17 protein-coding genes and 1 riboswitch are annotated in these 18,464 nt (G+C 75.5%); of the genes, 10 read left to right on the top strand and 7 right to left on the bottom strand.

The window, feature by feature from the left end:
- Positions 1-149 precede the first annotated feature (149 nt).
- Together BX285_RS25445 and BX285_RS25440 are read left to right on the top strand one after the other, a co-directional pair.
- On the top strand, positions 150-842 hold the full coding sequence (locus BX285_RS25445; protein WP_179852721.1) for a phosphatidylserine decarboxylase: 693 nt from the start codon (positions 150-152) through the stop codon (positions 840-842).
- Positions 829-1,707 (top strand): CDP-alcohol phosphatidyltransferase family protein, encoded by an 879-nt coding sequence (locus tag BX285_RS25440; RefSeq protein WP_030059975.1) that lies wholly within the window; start codon positions 829-831, stop codon positions 1,705-1,707. Before BX285_RS25445 ends, BX285_RS25440 begins: the two co-directional genes overlap by 14 nt.
- 87 nt (positions 1,708-1,794) lie before the next feature.
- On the opposite strand, the gene BX285_RS25435 is transcribed toward BX285_RS25440, so the two are convergent.
- The 3 genes from BX285_RS25435 to BX285_RS25425 all read right to left on the bottom strand — a co-directional run bounded on the left by BX285_RS25435 (position 1,795) and on the right by BX285_RS25425 (position 5,449).
- Positions 1,795-3,246, bottom strand: coding sequence for a hypothetical protein (locus tag BX285_RS25435; RefSeq protein WP_257032354.1), 1,452 nt, complete (start codon positions 3,244-3,246; stop codon positions 1,795-1,797).
- Between the two features lie 275 nt (positions 3,247-3,521).
- Positions 3,522-4,634, bottom strand: coding sequence for an alpha/beta hydrolase (locus tag BX285_RS25430; RefSeq protein ID WP_121178279.1), 1,113 nt, complete (start codon positions 4,632-4,634; stop codon positions 3,522-3,524).
- 131 nt (positions 4,635-4,765) lie between these two features.
- A complete protein-coding gene (locus BX285_RS25425; protein ID WP_147465228.1) occupies positions 4,766-5,449 on the bottom strand; it encodes a transcriptional regulator in 684 nt (227 codons plus the stop codon).
- Between the two features lie 206 nt (positions 5,450-5,655).
- A riboswitch (cobalamin riboswitch) is annotated at positions 5,656-5,789 on the top strand.
- A gap of 186 nt (positions 5,790-5,975) precedes the next feature.
- Here BX285_RS25425 and BX285_RS25420 point away from each other — a divergent pair.
- The 6 genes from BX285_RS25420 to cpt are packed head-to-tail and all read left to right on the top strand — an operon-like array spanning position 5,976 to position 13,140.
- On the top strand, positions 5,976-6,929 hold the full coding sequence (locus tag BX285_RS25420; protein ID WP_097239921.1) for a cobalamin biosynthesis protein: 954 nt from the start codon (positions 5,976-5,978) through the stop codon (positions 6,927-6,929).
- Positions 6,926-8,440, top strand: a complete 1,515-nt coding sequence (locus BX285_RS25415) for a cobyric acid synthase (RefSeq protein WP_121178275.1) — start codon at positions 6,926-6,928, stop codon at positions 8,438-8,440. The genes BX285_RS25420 and BX285_RS25415 overlap by 4 nt, the downstream gene beginning before the upstream one ends.
- Positions 8,437-10,536, top strand: a complete 2,100-nt coding sequence (locus BX285_RS25410; RefSeq protein ID WP_121178274.1) for a putative cobaltochelatase — start codon at positions 8,437-8,439, stop codon at positions 10,534-10,536. Before BX285_RS25415 ends, BX285_RS25410 begins: the two co-directional genes overlap by 4 nt.
- Positions 10,537-10,542: 6 nt before the next feature.
- Entirely contained in the window at positions 10,543-11,148 is a 606-nt protein-coding gene (gene cobO / locus BX285_RS25405; protein WP_121178272.1) for a cob(I)yrinic acid a,c-diamide adenosyltransferase, read from the top strand.
- Between the two features lie 4 nt (positions 11,149-11,152).
- Positions 11,153-12,550, top strand: coding sequence for a cobyrinate a,c-diamide synthase (locus BX285_RS25400; RefSeq protein WP_121178271.1), 1,398 nt, complete (start codon positions 11,153-11,155; stop codon positions 12,548-12,550).
- A 26-nt stretch (positions 12,551-12,576) separates the two neighbouring features.
- The gene (gene cpt / locus BX285_RS25395; protein ID WP_183107220.1) at positions 12,577-13,140 is read left to right on the top strand and encodes a chloramphenicol phosphotransferase CPT; all 564 of its coding nucleotides are present in this window, start codon (positions 12,577-12,579) and stop codon (positions 13,138-13,140) included.
- Between the two features lie 18 nt (positions 13,141-13,158).
- Here the strand turns inward: cpt and BX285_RS25390 are convergent, their stop codons facing one another.
- From BX285_RS25390 to BX285_RS25380, 3 genes are all read right to left on the bottom strand, one after another.
- Positions 13,159-14,781, bottom strand: a complete 1,623-nt coding sequence (locus BX285_RS25390) for a serine/threonine-protein kinase (protein ID WP_121178269.1) — start codon at positions 14,779-14,781, stop codon at positions 13,159-13,161.
- Between the two features lie 130 nt (positions 14,782-14,911).
- Complete coding sequence (locus tag BX285_RS25385) at positions 14,912-15,364, bottom strand: hypothetical protein (protein ID WP_121178267.1); 453 nt, start codon at positions 15,362-15,364, stop codon at positions 14,912-14,914.
- A gap of 89 nt (positions 15,365-15,453) precedes the next feature.
- Positions 15,454-15,984, bottom strand: a complete 531-nt coding sequence (locus tag BX285_RS25380) for a MarR family winged helix-turn-helix transcriptional regulator (protein WP_121178265.1) — start codon at positions 15,982-15,984, stop codon at positions 15,454-15,456.
- Positions 15,985-16,122: 138 nt separating this feature from the next.
- Between BX285_RS25380 and BX285_RS25375 the strand changes: the two genes are divergently transcribed.
- Positions 16,123-17,091, top strand: a complete 969-nt coding sequence (locus BX285_RS25375) for an EamA family transporter (protein ID WP_259470786.1) — start codon at positions 16,123-16,125, stop codon at positions 17,089-17,091.
- 32 nt (positions 17,092-17,123) lie between these two features.
- Positions 17,124-17,420 (top strand): DUF1330 domain-containing protein, encoded by a 297-nt coding sequence (locus BX285_RS37525; RefSeq protein WP_183107219.1) that lies wholly within the window; start codon positions 17,124-17,126, stop codon positions 17,418-17,420.
- 104 nt (positions 17,421-17,524) lie between these two features.
- Here BX285_RS37525 and BX285_RS25365 read toward each other — a convergent pair whose 3' ends face one another.
- Positions 17,525-18,436, bottom strand: coding sequence for a hypothetical protein (locus BX285_RS25365; protein ID WP_147465227.1), 912 nt, complete (start codon positions 18,434-18,436; stop codon positions 17,525-17,527).
- Between the last annotated feature and the right edge of the window lie 28 nt (positions 18,437-18,464).

The raw sequence follows: 18,464 nt of genomic DNA, 5'->3' as shown, positions 1-18,464 counted from the left end.
CTCCCACCGGACACATGAACGAGCAGGCGGGTTGCCCACCCACCGTGTGCTCCCGATAGCATCCACCGGGACAGCAAGCCGTCCCTCTATTACCGATCCCGCGGTGGCCCCCGTCCAGCGGCCATGATCCCCCGCGACAAAGGTCTTCGATGCCCATCAGCCCGTCCCCTCGCACTTCCGTCACGGACCGCGATGCCCTCGCAGCCCCGACGGCCGGTCGGCGACCCCGCGTGACCATCGCGCGCGGAGCCACCCCCTGGTTCGTCCCCACCCTCGCCACGGCCGCCGTCACCACCGCCCTCACCCGGCGCAGCGGCAAGTGGGCTCTGGCGGCGGTACCCGCCTGTGCGCTCAGCGCGGGCATGCTGTGGTTCTTCCGCGACCCCGAGCGTGAGATCGGGACCGGCAGAGTGATCTCCCCCGCCGACGGCGTCGTACAGAGCATCGACGCCTGGCCGGACGGCCGCACCCGGGTCGCGATCTTCATGAGCCCGCTCAACGTCCACGTCAACCGCGCGCCCCTGCCGGGCACGGTGACGTCGGTCGAGCACGTCGCGGGCGGCTTCGTCCCCGCGTTCAACAAGGACAGCGACCAGAACGAGCGGGTCGTCTGGCACTTCGACACCGAGCTCGGCGACATCGAGATGGTCCAGATCGCGGGGGCCGTGGCCCGCCGCATCGTGCCGTACGTCGCCGCCGGTACCAAGGTCGAGCAGGGCGAGCGGATCGGTCTGATCCGGTTCGGGTCCCGGGTCGACACCTACCTGCCGGCCGGCGTCGAGGTCGGCGTCGAGGTCGGCCAGAAGACCACAGCCGGGGTGACGCGCCTTGACCGTGACTGATCCTGAGACAATCGTCGGCCTGGACGACGAGGAGACGGCCCTGCGCCGCCGCCGCTGGGCGCGCGACCGCGAGCTGCGCGCCCCGCGCTCTCCCCAGCACCTGTCCACCGCCGACTTCCTGACCCTGGGGAACGCCGTCTGCGGCTTCCTGGCGATCTACTCGATCACCACCGGGGTCCTCGTCCCGCACATCACCAACCCGGACGCCGCTCCGGACCGGCACAGCGCGGCCACCGCGGTCACGCTGCTGCTGATCGGCTCGATGTGCGACCTCTTCGACGGGCTGGTGGCGCGCAAGCTGCGCTCCTCCGCCCTCGGAGCGGAACTGGACAACCTGGCCGACCTGATCAGCTTCGGCATCGCGCCGGCCTACTTCGTCGCGGTCTGGGGCATGGTCTCCCAGGGCTCCAACAGCAAGCTCTCGGCGCTCATCGCGATCACCGTGCTGCTCGCGGTGGTGCTGCGGCTGGCCCGCTTCTCGGCCGTCAAGATGCGGCCGGGGGTGTTCCAGGGCATGCCCTGCCCGATGGGCGCGATGACGGTCATCGCGATCGTGCTGCTCGACCCGCCGTTCCTGCCCGGTCTGCTCGCCATCTTCGGCGCCGCGTACCTGATGGTCAGCCGGATCGAGTACCCGAAGCCGCAGGGGCTGCTGGCCACCGCCACGCTCTGCTGGATCGTCGTCTCCATCGGCTGCCTGGCCGCCTGGGCCACCGGCCTGCCGGGCGGCGACGCGCTGATGCACGTCGGCGCGTTCGCCCAGATCACGCTCGCCGCGATGGCGCCGCTGCTGGTCATCCGCCGCAAGGTGGGGCAGAAGGTCGGCGACGTCCGCGCCCGGCGCGCGGAGTCGCGGCTCGGCTGATCCCGTCACACGAGGAAGGGCCCGGAACCGATCGGTTCCGGGCCCTTCCGTCGTTCTCGTGCCGCTCTCGTGCCGTTCTCGGTGGGGTCACGCCCCGCCGTTGTGGACGCTGAAGGCCGAGCGGCGGGCCGCCCGCGCCACACCCGGGTCCGGATGCACGCTCGACACCGCCGTCAGCACCGAGGCCGCTCTCGGGTGCCCGGACTGCCGCGCGCGGGCGAACAGCCGGACCGGATCGCCCGCCGAGGCGCCCTCGACGTGACCCACCAGCAGCTCCGTCTCACCGTGGTCGAGCACCGCCGCGGCCGTGTCCACCCAGAGCCAGGCCGCGTCGTCCGCGCCCAGCACGTCCGCCGGGGCGACCCCCTCGTCCGAGCGCTCCGCCAGCCACAGCAGCGCGTACGGGCGCAGCACCGGCTCGTCCACCGCCGCGCGCACCGCCTGCTCGGCCGGGCCGCCGGCCACCCGCAGCGCCTCGAAGGCCAGGCCACGCACGAGCGCGTCGTCGCCCTGCGCCGCGTCCAGCAGCTCGGCCACCGCCCGGTCCGCCGGACGGGCCGCGACCCAGGCCCGGTACTCGGCCCGGGCCGGGCCCGGCGAGTAGTCCGCGCAGGCGTTCAGCAGCTCGAAGGCGCTCTGCTCGATGTGCCCGGCCGCGGTCTGCGCGACCGTGCAGATCTCCTCCAGCTTCGCCCGCACCGCCCAGTGGCCGAGCGGCGACAGCTCGGCGGCATCGTTCCTGCGCGTCAGCGCGCCGACGGCGGCCAGGCCGTCCAGCATCCAGTCCAGCACCGCGGCCACGTCCGAGGGCGCCGGCGGGGTGTCGATCTGCGGCTCCCGGCAGGTGCCGCGGACCGCCGACACCGCGGAGGCGGCGTGCGGCACGGGCGACAGGCCCGGCCCGCCGGCCCCGCCACCGACCCGGCGCTCGTCCAGGCCCCGGCGCAGCAGCTCCAGCAGCTCGCTCTCGGCCACCGGGCCGTCCACCAGGTGCAGGAAGGAGAGCAGCTGCGGGGCCTGGTCCACGGCCTGGCCGGCCAGCACGGCGAACACCCCGCGCAGCGCGGCGGGCGGCACCGGGGCGAGCAGCGTCCAGGCGTCGAACAGCGCCGACCAACCGCGGATCACGGCCTCGTCGTCGTGCTCCCAGGCGTGCAGGCGCCAGCCGGGGCCGGCCCCGGCGTCCCGGGCCTCCACCAGGCCCACCAGCAGCGCCTGACCCCAGGCCTTGGCGGCGGCGCCGACCGTCATGGCCAGCGCCCGGCCCGCCGCACGGGCGTCCTCCGGCAGCAGCTCGCCGCGCTTGTCGACCTCCTCCAGATCCCCGGCCCAGCGGGCGATCCGGACGGCGTCCACCAGCATCCGGCGGGCCAGCGGGGCCAGCTCGGCCGGCGCGGGGAAGCCCTCGGGTACGGGAACCCGGCCCCGCCCGGGGGCCGGCGCGGGCCCCCGCCTCCGGGGTACGCCGTTACGGGGGACACCCGCCCCGGCCGGCCTGCCACCGGCGGGCCGGTGGGCCGTACCGGGGAGACGGGTCACCGTCGCACCGGTACCGATCGTCGGCGGGAGCGGGGCATCACGGTCGCGCGGGTTCCGAGACGTCACGTCGAGCAGTCTTCCCCTTGTACGGGCCTTCTGTCACATCCGGTTGTCCGTACGACCGGACGACCGGTGACCGCACCTCCGCAAGATCGGGCAACAGTGGCAAACCGGCTGGCCGGAAACGTGTGGCCTGCCCATGCCAGGTCGGCGGCGACGGTCGCTGGGCCCGTTCGATCGGTTACGGAGCGTGTCGGAGGCGGTTCGCCGGCGTCCTAGAGGAGCGGGGTGAGCCAGCGGCGGAGGAGTTCGGTGTAGCGGTCGGGGGCGGTGTTCCAGAGGGTGGCGTGGTCGGCGCCGGGGAAGGACTGGAGGCTGACCACGTCGGGGCGGGCCGCGGCGAGGCGTTCGGCGCTGCGGAAGGGGGACACCCGGTCGCTCGGGCTGTGCAGCAGCAGGGTGGGGACGCGCAGGTCGCCGCCCTCGGCGATGCGGGCGAAGTCGGCCAGGTCCACGCCGGTGCGGCCCTGCGCGGCCAGGGCTCCGAGTTCGGCGGCGGCGCCCTTGAAGCCCAGCCGTTCGGCGTCCCGGCGGGCGGTGGCCGGGAGGTCGAGGACCGGCGAGTCGAGGACCAGTCCGCTGACGGCGTTCGCCCAGGCGGAGCGGGCCGCCGCCTGCAGGACCATGGTGGCGCCGACGGACCAGCCGTACAGGATCACCCGGCCCGCGCCGTGGCCGAGCGCCAGTCGGATCGCCGCCTCGACGTCGCGCCACTCGGTCTCGCCGAAGTGGCTGTAGCCGTCCGGGGAGGCGGGGGCGCCCTCGTCGCCGCGGTAGGTGACGGCGAGGGCGGGCAGGCCGAGGCGGTCGAGGACGGGGAGGACCGGGAGGGTCTGCCGGCGGTCGGCCTCGGGGCCGTGGACCAGGATCACCCAGGTGCCGCGCTTGCCGTCCAGGTACCAGGCGGGCAGGTCGCCGAGCTCGCCGTCGACGGCCGTCTCGGTGTAGGCGAGGCCGAGCGCCCGGGTGGGGTCGCCGAGGTGCACGCGGGGGGTGAAGCGGACCTCCGTGCCGGGGGTGAGGGTGCCCTGGTCGGCGCGGACCAGCCGGCGGGTGACACCCTGCTCGTCGCTGTGCAGGACCTCCTCGACGACCGCGTGGCCGTCCTCGCCCCACTCCACCGCCCAGCGGCCGGGGCGCAGGCTCTCGGGGCTGCGGCTGAACGTGATCCGGCCGACGCCCAGGCTCCGGACCAGGACCGGCCCGGACTCCTGGACGGTGGCCACCGGACGGACCATCCGCTCGGAGGCCCGGCGGCCGACCACCAGGACGACGGCCCCCGCCCCGACGGCGGCGGCCGCCACGACGGCAGCGGTACCCCAGCGCATATCGTTCCCCGCTCTGTTGGTCACGGACCGGACGGCGTTCGTGCACCAGTTCACCGGTGCCCCGACCGCCCGGCCACCGGGCTGGGCCGTCCGGGTCACCGTGGCCGGACACCCCCCGGCCGGTCTCGGCGTCAGTCGGTCTCGGCGGCGAGGAGGTACCAGAAGCGGTCGGTGAGGGTGTCGAGGGTGGGGGGCGGGGTGGCACGGGCGGTGATGCCCCAGTGGGTGGGGACGTGGTGTTCCTGATGGAGGGCGGCGAGGACGGCGGCGAGGGAGTCGGCGGGGGCCGGGACGATGCGGGCGAGCGCACGCAGCTGCGGCTGCCAGCGGCCGGCCGCGCACTGGCGGAGGAGGTGGTCGAGGGCTTCTCCGCGGCCGGTGGCCTCGACGAGCTCGGGCAGGCTCAGGTGGAGGACGTCGGCGAGGGCGAGGGTCTGGTCCTCGTCGCCGTCCCAGTGGCCGGTCAGTTCGGCCTGCCGGTAGGCGGCGAGGGTGGTGCCGGTGCGTTCGGCGACCGCGGCCTGGCCGAGTTCGCACGCGATCCGGTGGTCGCGCAGGCTCACCGGGCGGGTGTCCATCAGGTGGGCGGCGGGGCACCAGAGGGCTCGGGCGAGGGCGATGAGCTCCGGTTCGTTCGGCCGCAGCTCACCGCTCTCCCAGGCCAGGACGTGGCCGGGCAGCAGCCGGACGCCGTGGGCCGCCATGCCCTCGGCGACCTGTTCGGGGGTCAGGCCGAGCCCGGCCCGGTGGGCTCGGGCGGCCGCGGGGGAGAACGGCACCGGAGGTGGGACGGAAGCGGACTTTTTGCGACGCATGCCACCGAACGGTAGGGGCCCGTCGCGGCGCGGCCCCAGCGACCGAACCCACGAAGCGGCCGCTGCCGGGGCGCTGCTCCGCTGGGCGATCCCACAGCTCATCGGGCGTTGCCCGGCGCGCCCGGCGTGTGACCAACCCCTCCGTGACCTCGGTTGACGGCCGGTTCGGCCGCGTGATGGGATCCTGGGGCCAATCGGAGGCATGGAGAGGAAGCCGGTGCGAGTCCGGCGCGGTCCCGCCACTGTCACCGGGGAGCACGCTCGGAACTATCGCCACGGCGGGCCGTCAGAAGCCGCTGGAAGGCCCGGGGGTGCGTCCGACCCGGAAGCCAGGAGACTCTCGGCCCCCGCTACGTCGATCCAGGGCGCGGACCCTGAGTGAGGACACGCACGCGATGCAGGCTGCCCCGCCCCGCCGAACTCCTGGCCACCTTCCGCCGGGCTGCCCCTCGCCGAGCATCCTTCCGCCGAGCTGCCTCTCGCCGTGCGGCCGGTGACCGTCCGTCCGCGGGCCGGGCGCCCTGCGGTGCGCGCCGCCGCGTTCGCGCTGGGCGCCGTCGCGGGCTACGCCGCCGACGCCCGCTTCGCCGACCCGCGCCGGGGCCACCCGGTGGCCGTCTTCGGCAGCGCCGCGACCAGGCTGGAACGGCGCCTGTGGCGCGACGACCGTACGGCCGGCGCCGGGTACACGGCGCTGTGCGTGGGCGCGGTCGCGGCGGGCGCGCTCGCCCTGGACCGTACGGTGGGCCGGCGCCCGCTGGGCCGGGCCGCGCTGGCGGCGGCCGCGACCTGGACGGTGCTCGGCGGCACCTCGCTGACCAGGGAGGCGCGCAGCATCGGCCGCTCGCTGAAGGACGGCGACCTGCGGGCCGCGCGGGAGCGGCTGCCGCACCTGTGCGGGCGGGATCCGAGCGCGCTGGACGAGCAGCAGATCGCCCGTGCGGTGGTCGAGTCGGTGGCCGAGAACACCGCCGACGCCGTGGTGAACGCCCTGGCCTGGGGCACCCTGGCGGGCACGCCCGGACTGCTGGCCTTCCGCGCGGTGAACACCCTGGACGCCATGGTGGGCCACCGCTCGCCGCGCTACGCCCGGTTCGGCTGGGCCTCGGCCCGGCTGGACGACGTGGCGGGCTGGCCGGGCGCCCGGCTGACGGCCCTGCTGACGGTCGCCGCCGCCCCGCACCCCCGGACCGCCTGGCGGGTGTGGCGGCGCGACGGCTCCGCGCACCCGAGCCCGAACGCGGGCCAGGCGGAGTCGGCCTTCGCGGGCGCGGTGGGGGTGCGGCTGGGCGGGACGCTCCGGTACGGCGAGAGGGTGGAGCACCGTCCGGTGCTGGGCGAGGAGCTGCGGCCGGTGACGGTGGACGACATCGAGCGGGCCTGTGCGCTCTCCCGGCGGGTGGGTGCGCTGGCGCTGGGTACGACGGTCGCGGGGCACGTCCTGCTGCGCGCGCTCCTGGGGAAGAGGGGAAGGGCATGACGAACGCGCTGCTGGTCGCGGGGACGACCTCGGACGCGGGCAAGAGCGTGGTGACGGCCGGCATCTGCCGCTGGCTGGCCCGCCAGGGCGTGCGGGTCGCGCCGTTCAAGGCACAGAACATGTCGCTGAACTCCTTCGTCACCGCCGACGGCGCCGAGATCGGCCGCGCCCAGGCGATGCAGGCGCAGGCGGCGCGGGTGGAGCCGGAGGCGGCGATGAACCCGGTGCTGCTGAAGCCCGGCGCCGACGGCCGCAGCCAGGTGGTGCTGCTGGGCAGGCCGGTCGCCGAGGTCGGCGCGCTGGACTACCGCGAACGCAAGCCCGTCCTGCTGGAGCGCGCTCTGGAGTGCCTGGCGGATCTGCGCCGGCGGTACGAGGTGGTGGTCTGCGAGGGCGCGGGCTCGCCCGCCGAGATCAACCTGCGCGACCGCGACATCGCCAACATGGGCCTGGCCACGGCCGCCGGGCTGCCGGTGGTGGTGGTCGGGGACATCGACCGCGGCGGCGTGTTCGCGGCGATGTACGGGACGCTGGCGCTGCTGTCGGCGGAGGACCAGCGGCACGTGGCGGGCTGGTTCGTCAACAAGTTCCGCGGCGACGCGCGGCTGCTCGCGCCCGGGCTGGAGATGCTGCACGGGCTGACCGGCCGTCCGGTGCTGGGCACCCTGCCGATGCTGCCCGGGCTCTGGCTGGACGCCGAGGACTCGCTGGACCTGTCCACCGTGGTGGACCGGGTCGACGGCCGCGGGCCGCTCGGCGCGGACGTGCTGCGGGTGGCCGTGGTGCGCTTCCCCCGGCTCTCCAACTTCACCGACCTGGACGCGCTGGCGCAGGAGCCGGGCGTACTGGTGCGCTGGGCGACCAGGCCGGAGGAGCTGGCCGACGCCGACCTGGTGGTGCTGCCCGGCACCCGGGCCACCGTGGCGGACCTCGCCTGGCTGCGCGAGCGCGACCTGGAGCGGGCGCTGAAGGCGCGGGCGGCGGCCGGGCTGCCGATCCTCGGGGTGTGCGGCGGCTACCAGATGCTGGCGCGCGGGATCGTCGACGAGGTGGAGTCCAAGGCGGGCGCCGTCGACGGGCTCGGCCTGCTGCCGACGCAAGTGCGGTTCGGCGCCGAGAAGGTGCTGGCGCGGCCGGTCGGCGAGGCGTACGGGCAGCGGGTCGAGGGCTACGAGATCCACCACGGGGTGGTGACCGTGGAGGGGGGTACAGCCTTCCTGGACGGCTGCCGGGTCGGCTCGGTCTGGGGCACCACCTGGCACGGCGCGCTGGAGAACGACGGCTTCCGCCGGGAACTCCTGCGCGAGGTCGCCGAGTTGGCCGGGCGGGCGTTCGTGCCCGCGCCGGACACCTGCTTCGCCGCGGCCCGCGAGGGCCGGCTGGACCGGCTGGGCGACCTGATCGAGGAACACGCGGACACCGACGCGCTGTGGAAGCTGATCGAGGGCGGGGTGCCGGCGGCCGGATCGCTGCCGTTCCTGGCGCCCGGGGCACCTGGGAGTGACGCATGACCGATGTCCGCTATCCGTTCACCGCGATCGTCGGCATGGCCGACCTGCGGCTCGGGCTGCTGCTGAACGCGGTCTCCCCGGCCGTGGGCGGCGTGCTGGTGCGCGGCGAGAAGGGCACCGCCAAGTCGACCATGGTGCGCGCGCTGGCCGGGCTGCTGCCGTCCATCGCCGCCGTGGACGGCTGCCGCTTCGCCTGCGACCCGGCCGCGCCCGACCCGCAGTGCCCGGACGGGCCGCACAGCAGCTCCGGGACACACCAACGCCCGTCCCAGCTGGTCGAGTTGCCGGTCGGCGTGGCCGAGGACCGGATCGTCGGCTCGCTCGACCTGGAGCGCGCGCTGACCGACGGTGTCAAGGCGTACGAGCCCGGGCTGCTCGCCAAGGCGCACCGCGGCGTGCTCTACATCGACGAGGTCAACCTGCTCCAGGACCACGTGGTGGACCTGCTGCTGGACGCCGCCGCGATGGGCCGCTCGTACGTCGAGCGCGAGGGCGTCTCGGTGCGGCACGCGGCCCGGTTCCTGCTGGTCGGCACGATGAACCCGGAGGAGGGCGAGCTGCGGCCGCAGCTGCTCGACCGCTTCGGCCTGACCGTGGAGATCGCCGCCACCCGGGATCCGGCCGAGCGGGCCGAGGTGGTCCGGCGCCGGCTCGCCTACGACGCGGACCCGGCCGGCTTCGCCGCGCGGTTCGCCGAGCAGGAGCGGGCACTCGCCGAACACATCACCGCGGCACGGGAGTTGCTGCCCAAGGTCGAGCTGACGGAGGTGGCGCTGCGTCAGATCACCGCCGTGTGCGCGGCGTTCGAGGTGGACGGGCTGCGCGCGGACATCGTGATGGCCCGCACCGCCGTGGCCCTCGCTGCCTGGGACGGGCGCACCGAGGTGCTGGAGGAGGACGTCCGCAAGGCCGCCCAGCTGGCGCTGCCGCACCGGCGCCGGCGCAACCCCTTCGACGCGCCGGGGCTGGACGAGGAGCAGCTGGACCGGACGCTGGAGGAGCACGCCCAGCAGGACGATCCCGAGCCGGAGCCCGAGGGCGACGGCGGCGGCGACGGCGACGGCGACGGCGACGGTCCCGGCGACGACGGCCCGGACGGTGGCGGCCCGGACGGTGGGGGTGCCCCCGAGCCGTCCGACGGCGGCGCCCCGGAGGCGTCCGCACCGGACGCCGACTCCGCCGACTCCGCCGGCGAGCAGCCGCAGCAGCCCGTACCCGCCCAGCAGCCCGCCCCCGCACGGGAGTCGGCGCCCGTCGCGGCCGCCGACCCGTACCGGACCAAGCTGTTCACCGTCCGGGGCACCGGCCACGGCGCCCAGGGGCGCCGATCCCCCGCCGAGACCACCGGCGGGCACACCATCCGCGCCCGCCGGCCGCAGGGCGCGCTCGGCCGGCTGCACCTGACCGCCACCCTGCAGGCCGCCGCGCCGCACCAGGTGGCGCGCGGGCGCAGCGGTCGGGCGCTGGTGCTGCAGAAGGACGACTTCCGCGAACAGGTGCGCCAGGGACGGGAGTCCAACCTGGTGCTGTTCGTGGTCGACGCCTCCGGCTCGATGGCCGCCCGGCAGCGGATGACCGCCGTCAAGGGCGCGGTGCTGTCGCTGCTGATGGACGCCTACCAGCGCCGCGACAAGATCGGCATGATCACCTTCCGCGGCTCGGGCGCCGAACTGGCACTGCCGCCCACCTCCTCGGTGGAGGTCGGCGCGGCCCGGCTGGAGTCGCTGCCCACCGGCGGCCGGACCCCGCTGGCCGCCGGGCTGCTGCGCGCCCACGAGGTGCTGCGGGTCGAGCGGCTGCGCGACCCCAGCCGGCGCCCGCTGCTGGTCGTGGTGACCGACGGCCGGGCCACCGGCGGGCGGGACGCGCTCGCCCAGTCCCACCGCGCGGCCGCGCTGTTCGCCGCGCAGGGCACCGCGAGCGTGGTGCTGGACTGCGAGTCCGGCCCGGTCCGGCTGGGCCTGGCCCGCACCCTGGCCGGGCAGCTCGGCGGCAGCGCCGTCAGCCTGGACGAGCTGCGCGCCGAGGGCGTGGCCTCGCTCGTCCGCGAGAACCGTTCCGTGAACCCCACCCGTTCGATGCGAAAGGCGGCCTGAGCCGACATGCCCAAGGGTGTCCCCGAGAGCGTTCCCGACGACGGCCTGACCACCCGCCAGCGCCGTACGCTGCCGATCACCGCCGTGCACACCGGCCCCGGCAAGGGCAAGTCCACGGCCGCGTTCGGCATGGCGCTGCGGGCCTGGAACCAGGGCTGGCCGGTCGGGGTGTTCCAGTTCGTGAAGTCCGCCAAGTGGAAGGTCGGCGAGGAGAACGCGCTGCGCGTCCTCGGCGCCTCCGGCGAGGGCGGCACCGTCGACTGGCACAAGATGGGCTCCGGCTGGTCCTGGATCCAGCGCTCCGCCGAGCAGGAGATGACCAGCGAGGAGGCGGCCAAGGAGGGCTGGGAGCAGGTCAAGCGCGACCTCGCGGCCGAGACCTACCGCTTCTACGTGCTCGACGAGTTCACCTACCCGATGCACTGGGGGTGGATCGACCCGGAGGAGGTGGTGGCCGTGCTCAAGGACCGCCCGGGCAGCCAGCACGTCGTCATCACCGGCCGGTACGCGCCCGAGGCGCTGACCGGATTCGCCGACCTGGTCACCGAGATGACCAAGGTCAAGCACCCCATGGACGCCGGCCGCAAGGGCCAGCGCGGTATCGAGTGGTGACCCCTTGAGCAACGTCCCCGCGCACGCCCGCGTGAACATCCCCCGTCTGGTCGTCGCCGCGCCCTCCTCGGGCGCCGGGAAGACCACCGTCGCCACTGGACTGATCGCCGCGCTGGCCGCGCGCGGGCTGACGGTGTCGCCGCACAAGGTCGGCCCCGACTACATCGACCCGGGCTACCACGCACTCGCCGCCGGGCGCCCGGGCCGCAACCTGGACGCCTTCCTGTGCGGGCCCGAGCGGATCGCCCCGCTGTTCCTGCACGGCGCGGCGGGGGCGGACGTCGCGGTCGTCGAGGGCGTCATGGGCCTGTTCGACGGGGCGTCCGGGCGCGGGGAGCTGGCGTCCACCGCGCACGTGGCCAAGCTGCTGCGGGCGCCGGTGGTGCTGGTGGTGGACGGCTCCTCGCAGTCCCGCTCGGTGGCGGCCCTCGTGCACGGCTTCGCCTCCTGGGATCCGCAGGTGCGGCTCGCCGGGGTGATCCTCAACCGGGTCGCCTCCGACCGGCACGAGCAACTGCTGCGCGAGGCGCTGGAGGAGGGCTCCGGCGTGCCGGTGCTGGGCGCACTGCGCCGCTCGGCCGCGGTCGCCACGCCCTCCCGCCACCTCGGGCTGATCCCGGCGGTGGAGCGCTCGGCGGAGGCGCTGAAGGCCGTCGCCGACATGGGCGAGCTGGTCGGCTCCTCCGTCGACCTCGACGCTGTGCTGGAACTCGCCCGCACGGCACCGGAGTTGGACGCCGAACCGTGGGCGCCCTCGGCCGAGGTCGATCCCGTGGCCGGGCGGCCGCGGATCGCCGTGGCCGGCGGCGCGGCGTTCTCCTTCTCCTACGCCGAGAACGCCGAACTGCTCGGCGCAGCCGGGGCGGAGGTGGTCCCCTTCGACCCGCTGCACGCCTCCGCGCTCCCGGAGGGGACGGCCGGACTCGTCATCGGCGGCGGCTTCCCCGAGCTGTACGTCCGGGAGTTGAGCGGCAACGCCGAACTGCGCTCGGCCATCGCCGCGTTCGCCGCCTCGGGCGGGCCGATCGCCGCCGAGTGCGCCGGACTGCTCTACCTGGGGCGGGAGTTGGACGGCCTGCCGATGTGCGGCGTACTGGCCGCCGACGCCCGGATGACCGAACGGCTCACCCTCGGCTACCGGGAGGCCGTCGCCCTGCACGACTCCCCCCTCGCCGCGGCCGGCACCCGGCTGCGCGGCCACGAGTTCCACCGGACGGTCTGCGAACCGGGCGCGGGCGAACACCCCGCCTGGGGCTGGCACCTGCCCACCGGCCCGCGCACGGAGGGCTTCGCCGGCACCAACGTGCACGCCTCGTACCTGCACCTGCACTGGGCGGGGGCGCCGGGGGTGGCCTCCGCCTTCGCGGCCGCTGCGGCGGACTACGAAAGCCGCGCCCGCTGAAAGCCGTGCGTCCTAGGATGCCGCGCATGAACGTGATCGTCCTCAACGGGGGCTCCAGCTCCGGCAAGTCGAGCATCGCCCGCTGCCTGCAGGAGCTGCTGCCGGAGCCGTGGCTGCACCTCGGCGCGGACACCATGGTCGACGCGCTGCCGCCCTCGCTGCGCGGCGACGGCGGCGACGGCGGCAGCGGCACAGGCGGCATCAGCGGCCTGGAGGGCGGGGACGGCACGGTGGAGGTCGGGCCCGTCTTCGCCGCGCTGGACGCCGCCTGGACGCTCGGGGTGGCGGCGATGGCCCGCGCCGGCGCCCGGATCGTGGTGGACGAGGTGTTCCTCGGCACCACCGCCTCGCAGGCCCGCTGGCGCGCCGCTCTGGAGGGCCTGTCCGTGCTCTGGGTCGGCGTACGCTGCGACCCCGCGGTGGCCGCGGCCCGGGAGGCCGCCCGTGGCGACCGGGTCACCGGGATGGCCGCCGCGCAGGCCGAGGCGGTGCACGAGGGCGTCACGTACGACCTGGTCGTGGACACCTCGCGGGCCTCGGCGGCGGAGTGCTCCGGACTGATCGCCGAGCGCGTCCTGGCGCTCGGCTGACCGGTCCCCGGGGGGCTCTCAGAGCGCGAGCGTCTGCCAGCCCCGGGTGATCTGGTCGTGGACGGCCGTCGGGTCCGGCGGGGTGGCCTGGGCCGCCGCGAGCGCGGCCAGCAGGCCGGTGCCGTCCGCCGGGCGCTGCGCCGGGTCGTTGGCCAGCGCGTGGGTGACGACGGCGGCGAGCGCCGGGTCGAGCGCCTGGACCGCCGCCAGCGCGGCCGGTTCGGGCCCGGTGTCCACGATCCGGCGGATCACCGCGCCCGTGTTGGTGGCCGCGAACGGGCTGGCGCCGTGCGCCGCGCAGACCACGCAGCACGCCCAGGCCCAGATGTCGGCGGCCGTGCCGACCCGCCCGTCGCCGAACTGCTCCGGCGCCATGTAGGTCAGGGTGCCGGGACCGCCGCCGGTGGCGGTGAGCCGGGTGCCGTCCACGATCGCCGCGATGCCGAAATCGAGCAGGCGCGGGCCGGCCGAGGTGAGCATGATGTTGGCGGGCTTGAGGTCCCGGTGGACGAGCCCCAGCCGGTGCACCCCGGACAGTGCCACGGCCAGCGCCAGCGCGAGGGCGCGCAGCGCCTCGGCGGAGCGGATCGGCCCCTGCTCGCGCAGGTGGACGTCCAGGGGACGGCCGTCCAGCAGCTCCATGGCCAGGTACGGGCGGCCGGCGTCCACGCCGGTGTCGAGCACCCGGGCGGTGTAGGCGCCGGGCACCATGGCCAGCACCTCGGACTCGCGCTGGAAGCGGCGCAACAGCTCGGCGTCGTGGAGGAGTTCGAGATTGATGGTCTTGAGCGCGACCTGGGTGGCGGAGCCCTGGCGCTGGGCGAGGTAGACCGTGCCCATGCCGCCGGAGCCGATCCGGCCGAGCAGCTGGTAGCCGCCGATCGTGCGAGCGTCGTGGGGGCTGAGCGGCTTGCCGATGGGCGGGGCCTGCGGGACGGGCGGGACGGGCGGCGCGAACTGCGTCGGGACGTACGGCTGCGGCACCGGGGTGGCCGCGACCGGGCCGGGGACGGGAGCCGTCGGCACGACGGCGGGCACGACGGCTGGCGCGGCGTCCGCCCTGGCGACGACCGGCTCGTGCCGCCTGCTGGTGACCGTCGCACCGATCTGGAACAGCAGCACGGCGAAGATCAGCCAGTACGGCAGGAGGAACACGCCCAGCACCGCGCGGAGCGCGAGCAGACCGAAGACCCGGCGCCGGGTGGTGCGGGCCGACCAGACGCGCGCCGGCATGCGGATCGTCAGCAGGTTGCGCTGGGTCAGGAACCAGAACAGCAGCCAGAGCACCAGCGCCGAGATCGCCGGGACGAGGTACCAGAGCTCCGCCGTGTGGAGCGGCACGTGCGATGCCTGGACCAGCAGGCGCGGCCCGTCGGAGGGGTCGATCGGGGCCCGCAGCATCCGGAGGCCGCGGACGTCGCCGAGGAACAGCAGGGCTTCCACCCCTGCCGCGCAGCCGAGCCCCAGCGCCGACGCGACGACGAACGGCCGCCGACCGGCCGGCGCGCCCGCGCCCACCGCTGCCGCCGCCTGCTGGCGCGTCGCCCGCTGGAGCCACACCAGCGGCGCCAGTGTCAGCGACCGCACCACCAACAGGAGCACCAGGAGCACCGGTACGAGGACGATCACAACCACGCTCATGCTTCCCCCTTGGCCGACCGCGCGCACCCGGAGTATAGGGGCCCGGCGGGGTCGGGTCGGTGGAACCGGCCCGGGCGAGCAGGTCTGCGGCGAGGTCGGCGGAGCGGGCGCCCGGACCCGAGCAGTCCCGTCAACTCCTCTTGCCGAAGGTGGTGTTCGGGGGGCCGTTGCGGTGGCAGGCGGTGCAGCGGAGGCGGGTGTAGATGGCGACCGCGCCCATGCAGACGTCCTCGCGGCCGTCGAGCGGGGACGCGGAGTCGGCGGGCCTGCCGCAGTCCAGGCAGGGGCGGTGCGGGCGGGCGGCGACCGAGCAGGCCCGGCAGATCAGGTGGGTCGGGTCTTCGGCGTGGACGACGACGGGCTGCGGTCCGCCGTCGAGCAGGTGGTCGCACCAGGTGCAGGACCGGTTCGCCTGCGCCGCCAGCATCCGGGCCCGGACCTCCTGCTGCCACGGGGCCGCCAGCTGCACCGGCACCGTCACCGGCGGGCCCCACCCGGCGGCGGCGAGCCACTGGGCCCCCTCGGCCCCGGCCGCCCGCAGCTGGTCGTGGACGGCGATCTCCCTGGGCGTCCTGTCCTTCATCGGGCCTCTCCTCCGGCGCGGCGTCCTCCCGGGTTAACGCACCCGGGAGGGCGCCGGACACGCCCCCGAGCCGGTCGGCCGGGACAGCCCTAGTCGAGCAGCGGCTCGGTGTCGCCGTGGGCGATGAGGAGTTTGCGCAGCAGGGCGTCGAGCTGGGCGCGCTCGTCGTGGTCGAGGGGGGCGAGGATGCGCTGCTCGTTGCGGACGTGGCCGTCGAGGGCGGCGTCGATCAGCTCCTTGCCGGCCGGGGTGAGGCGGATCAGGACGGCGCGGCGGTCGGTGGGGCTGGGGTTGCGTTCGACCAGACCCTTGGCGGACAGCCGGTCGACCCGGTTGGTGATGGCGCCGGAGGTGACCATGGCGGACTTGAGCAGGGCGCGGGCGTTGAGCTCGTAGGGCTCGCCGGAGCGGCGCAGGGTGGCGAGGACGTCGAACTCGGAGGAGTCCAGGCCGCAGGAGGTGAAGTACTCGCGCAGGGCGTTGTCGACCCGCATGCCGAGCCGCCGCATCCGGCCGATCAGGGCGATGACCTCCACGTCGAGGTCGGGGCGGGTCCTGGTCCACTGCTCGACGATGTCGTCGACGGTGTCGCGCTGTTCCACGGTGTCGTGCCGTTCCATGGTCTGCCGCCTTCCGGGGGTCGGTTGCCGTCTGCTCGGTTGCTGCCTACCCGAATATCTTAACCTTCACATACTTGACGTTCACCGATCTGGGGGCGTAGAACTTATCTCAACGTTCAGATAATCAACGTTGAGGGGATGGGCATCATGGACCGCAAGCGCGCTGGGATCGCCGCCACCGCCGCACTGGCCCCGGCCGCCTGGGGCACGACCTACCTGGTCACCACCCAGCTGCTGCCCGAGGGCCGCCCGCTGCTGCTCGCCGCGCTGCGGGCCCTGCCGGCCGGGCTGCTGCTCCTGCTGATCGGCCGCAAGCTGCCCAAGGGACGCTGGTGGGGGCGGGCAGCCGTGCTCGGGATGCTCAACATCGGGCTGTTCTTCCCGCTCACCTTCGTCGGCGCCTACCGCCTGCCCGGCGGGGTCGCGGCCACCATCGGGGCGATCCAGCCGCTGCTCGTCGCCGGGTTCTCCATCGGGGTCCTCCGGGTCCGGCCCGGACGGCGGACCCTGCTCGCCGGGCTGGCCGGGGTCGGCGGCGTGGCGCTCCTGGTGCTCAAGAGTGGGGCACGGCTCGACGGCGTCGGGATCGCCGCGATGGTCACCGCGATCGCGCTGATGGCCATGGGCACGGTGCTGGCCCGCCGCTGGGGCCGCCCCGCGGACGCCACCCTGCTCGACCTCACGGCCTGGCAACTGCTCGCCGGCTCGGTCTTCCTGGTCCCGCTCGCGGCCGTCGTCGAGGGCGCGCCGCCGGCCCTGAGCGGCGCCAACCTGGCCGGCTTCGCCTACCTCGGCCTGCTCAGCACCGCGCTCGGCTACGTGCTCTGGTTCCGCGGCATCGCCCACCTCGGCGCCGGCCCGACCTCGTTCCTCGGCCTCGTCAACCCGGTCGTCGCCACCGTCGGCGGCCTCGTCGTCCTCGGCCAGACCCTCACCGGCTGGCAGGTCCTCGGCCTCCTGGTGGCCCTCGGCGCCCTGGTCGTCGGCCAGGCCCCGGCCGCCCGGAAGCCCGCCCCGGCGCCGGTGTCCGAGCCCCCCGTCCCCGCTGCGGCCCCGGCCGCCCCCACCGCCCCCCTGACCCCCGAGCTCGCGCCCGTCGGCCGCTGAGCACCCCCGCACCGATCCACGAGGAGAACACCGTGCACTACATCGTCATCACCCGCACCGACCACACCTCCGACGCCGAGCTCGGCCACTACCTCGCCAACGTGGGCGCCACCATGGAGCCCTTCCGCGGCCGGCTGCTCGCCTTCGGCGCCCCGGCCCGGCTGGAGGGCGAGACGGCGTACACCAAGACCGCGATCCTGGAGTTCCCCACCGAGGCCGACGCCGACGGCTGGTACCACTCCCCCGCCTACCAGGCGCTCGCCGAGTGGCGCATCGCCACCATGGGGCACCCGGTCACGATCGCCTCCGTCTCGGGCCTCGCCGCCTGACGGACAGCCGCCCGAGGAACGCCAGCGCCCCGCCGACACCGGTCGGCGGGGCGCTTCGGCGCGTCGTCGGCCCTCGGTTCGGAGCGCTGCGGCCGGTCAGCCGGTCAGCCGGTGGCGCGGATGTAGATGTCGGCGGCGCCGGGGAGGCCGCCCGGGATGGTCGCCACGTAGATGCGGCGGGCGCTGGGGGCGTGGGTGGGAGCCGCGGAGGCGGGCCAGCCCGGGGTCAGGGTGGGGGCCGGGATCGGGACGGCGGCGGTGGTGGCGGCGGCGGGGGCGGCGGCGGGGGCGGTGACGACTGGCTCGCCCTCGGGGGCCGCCTCGACGGCGGAGGGCGCGGCCTCGGGAGCCGGGCCGTCCGGGCCGTCCGTGGGGGGCGGGCAGTTCGGGCCGTCCGCCGTGGACGGGCCGTCCGGGGGGTCCTCGGAGAGCAGACCGGGAGCGCCGGGGGCGCTGGGACCGGCGGGATCGGGGGAGGGGACCGGCGGCTCGGGCGGCGTCGGGGAGCCGGAGGGCGAGGCGGGCGCCGAGGAAGCCGAGGACGGCGAGGACGCCACCGGCCCCTCCGAGAGCTCCGGCGCCTCGGCCGGCTCGTCACCGCCGAGCGCGGCGACCAGGTCGGGCGGCAGGGGCGCGGCGGGCCCGGGGTCGGGCAGGTCGTAGGCGCTGAGGAAGTCGCCGACGCCCGGGGCCCTGCCGCCGCCGAGCCGGTAGTGCAGGTAGGCGACGGGGGCGCCGTCGGACGTGTGGGTGTAGACGGCGCCGACCGGCACGTAGTAGCGGCCGACGCCGGGGTGCTGGGAGGGGTGGAGGCCGGCCAGGCGTTCGGCGCGGTCGCGGTCGGTCTCGTGGCCGGGGCCGCCGAGGGTGAGCGCGTTGACGCCGCGCACCACGAGGGCGGCGGCGACGGACACGCACAGCACCAGCGAGACGGCGACGGTGCGCCGTAGGACCGGGCGGCCGTTCAGGGCCGGCCACGAGTCGGTCACCATGCGCTCGGGTGGGATGCCGTCCACGGTTCTTCGCTCCCCCTCGATCAGGACG

Source organism: Streptomyces sp. 1114.5 (genome assembly GCF_003635085.1).
Lineage (GTDB): Bacteria > Actinomycetota > Actinomycetes > Streptomycetales > Streptomycetaceae > Kitasatospora.
This window is presented reverse-complemented; position numbering and strand designations above follow the sequence as displayed.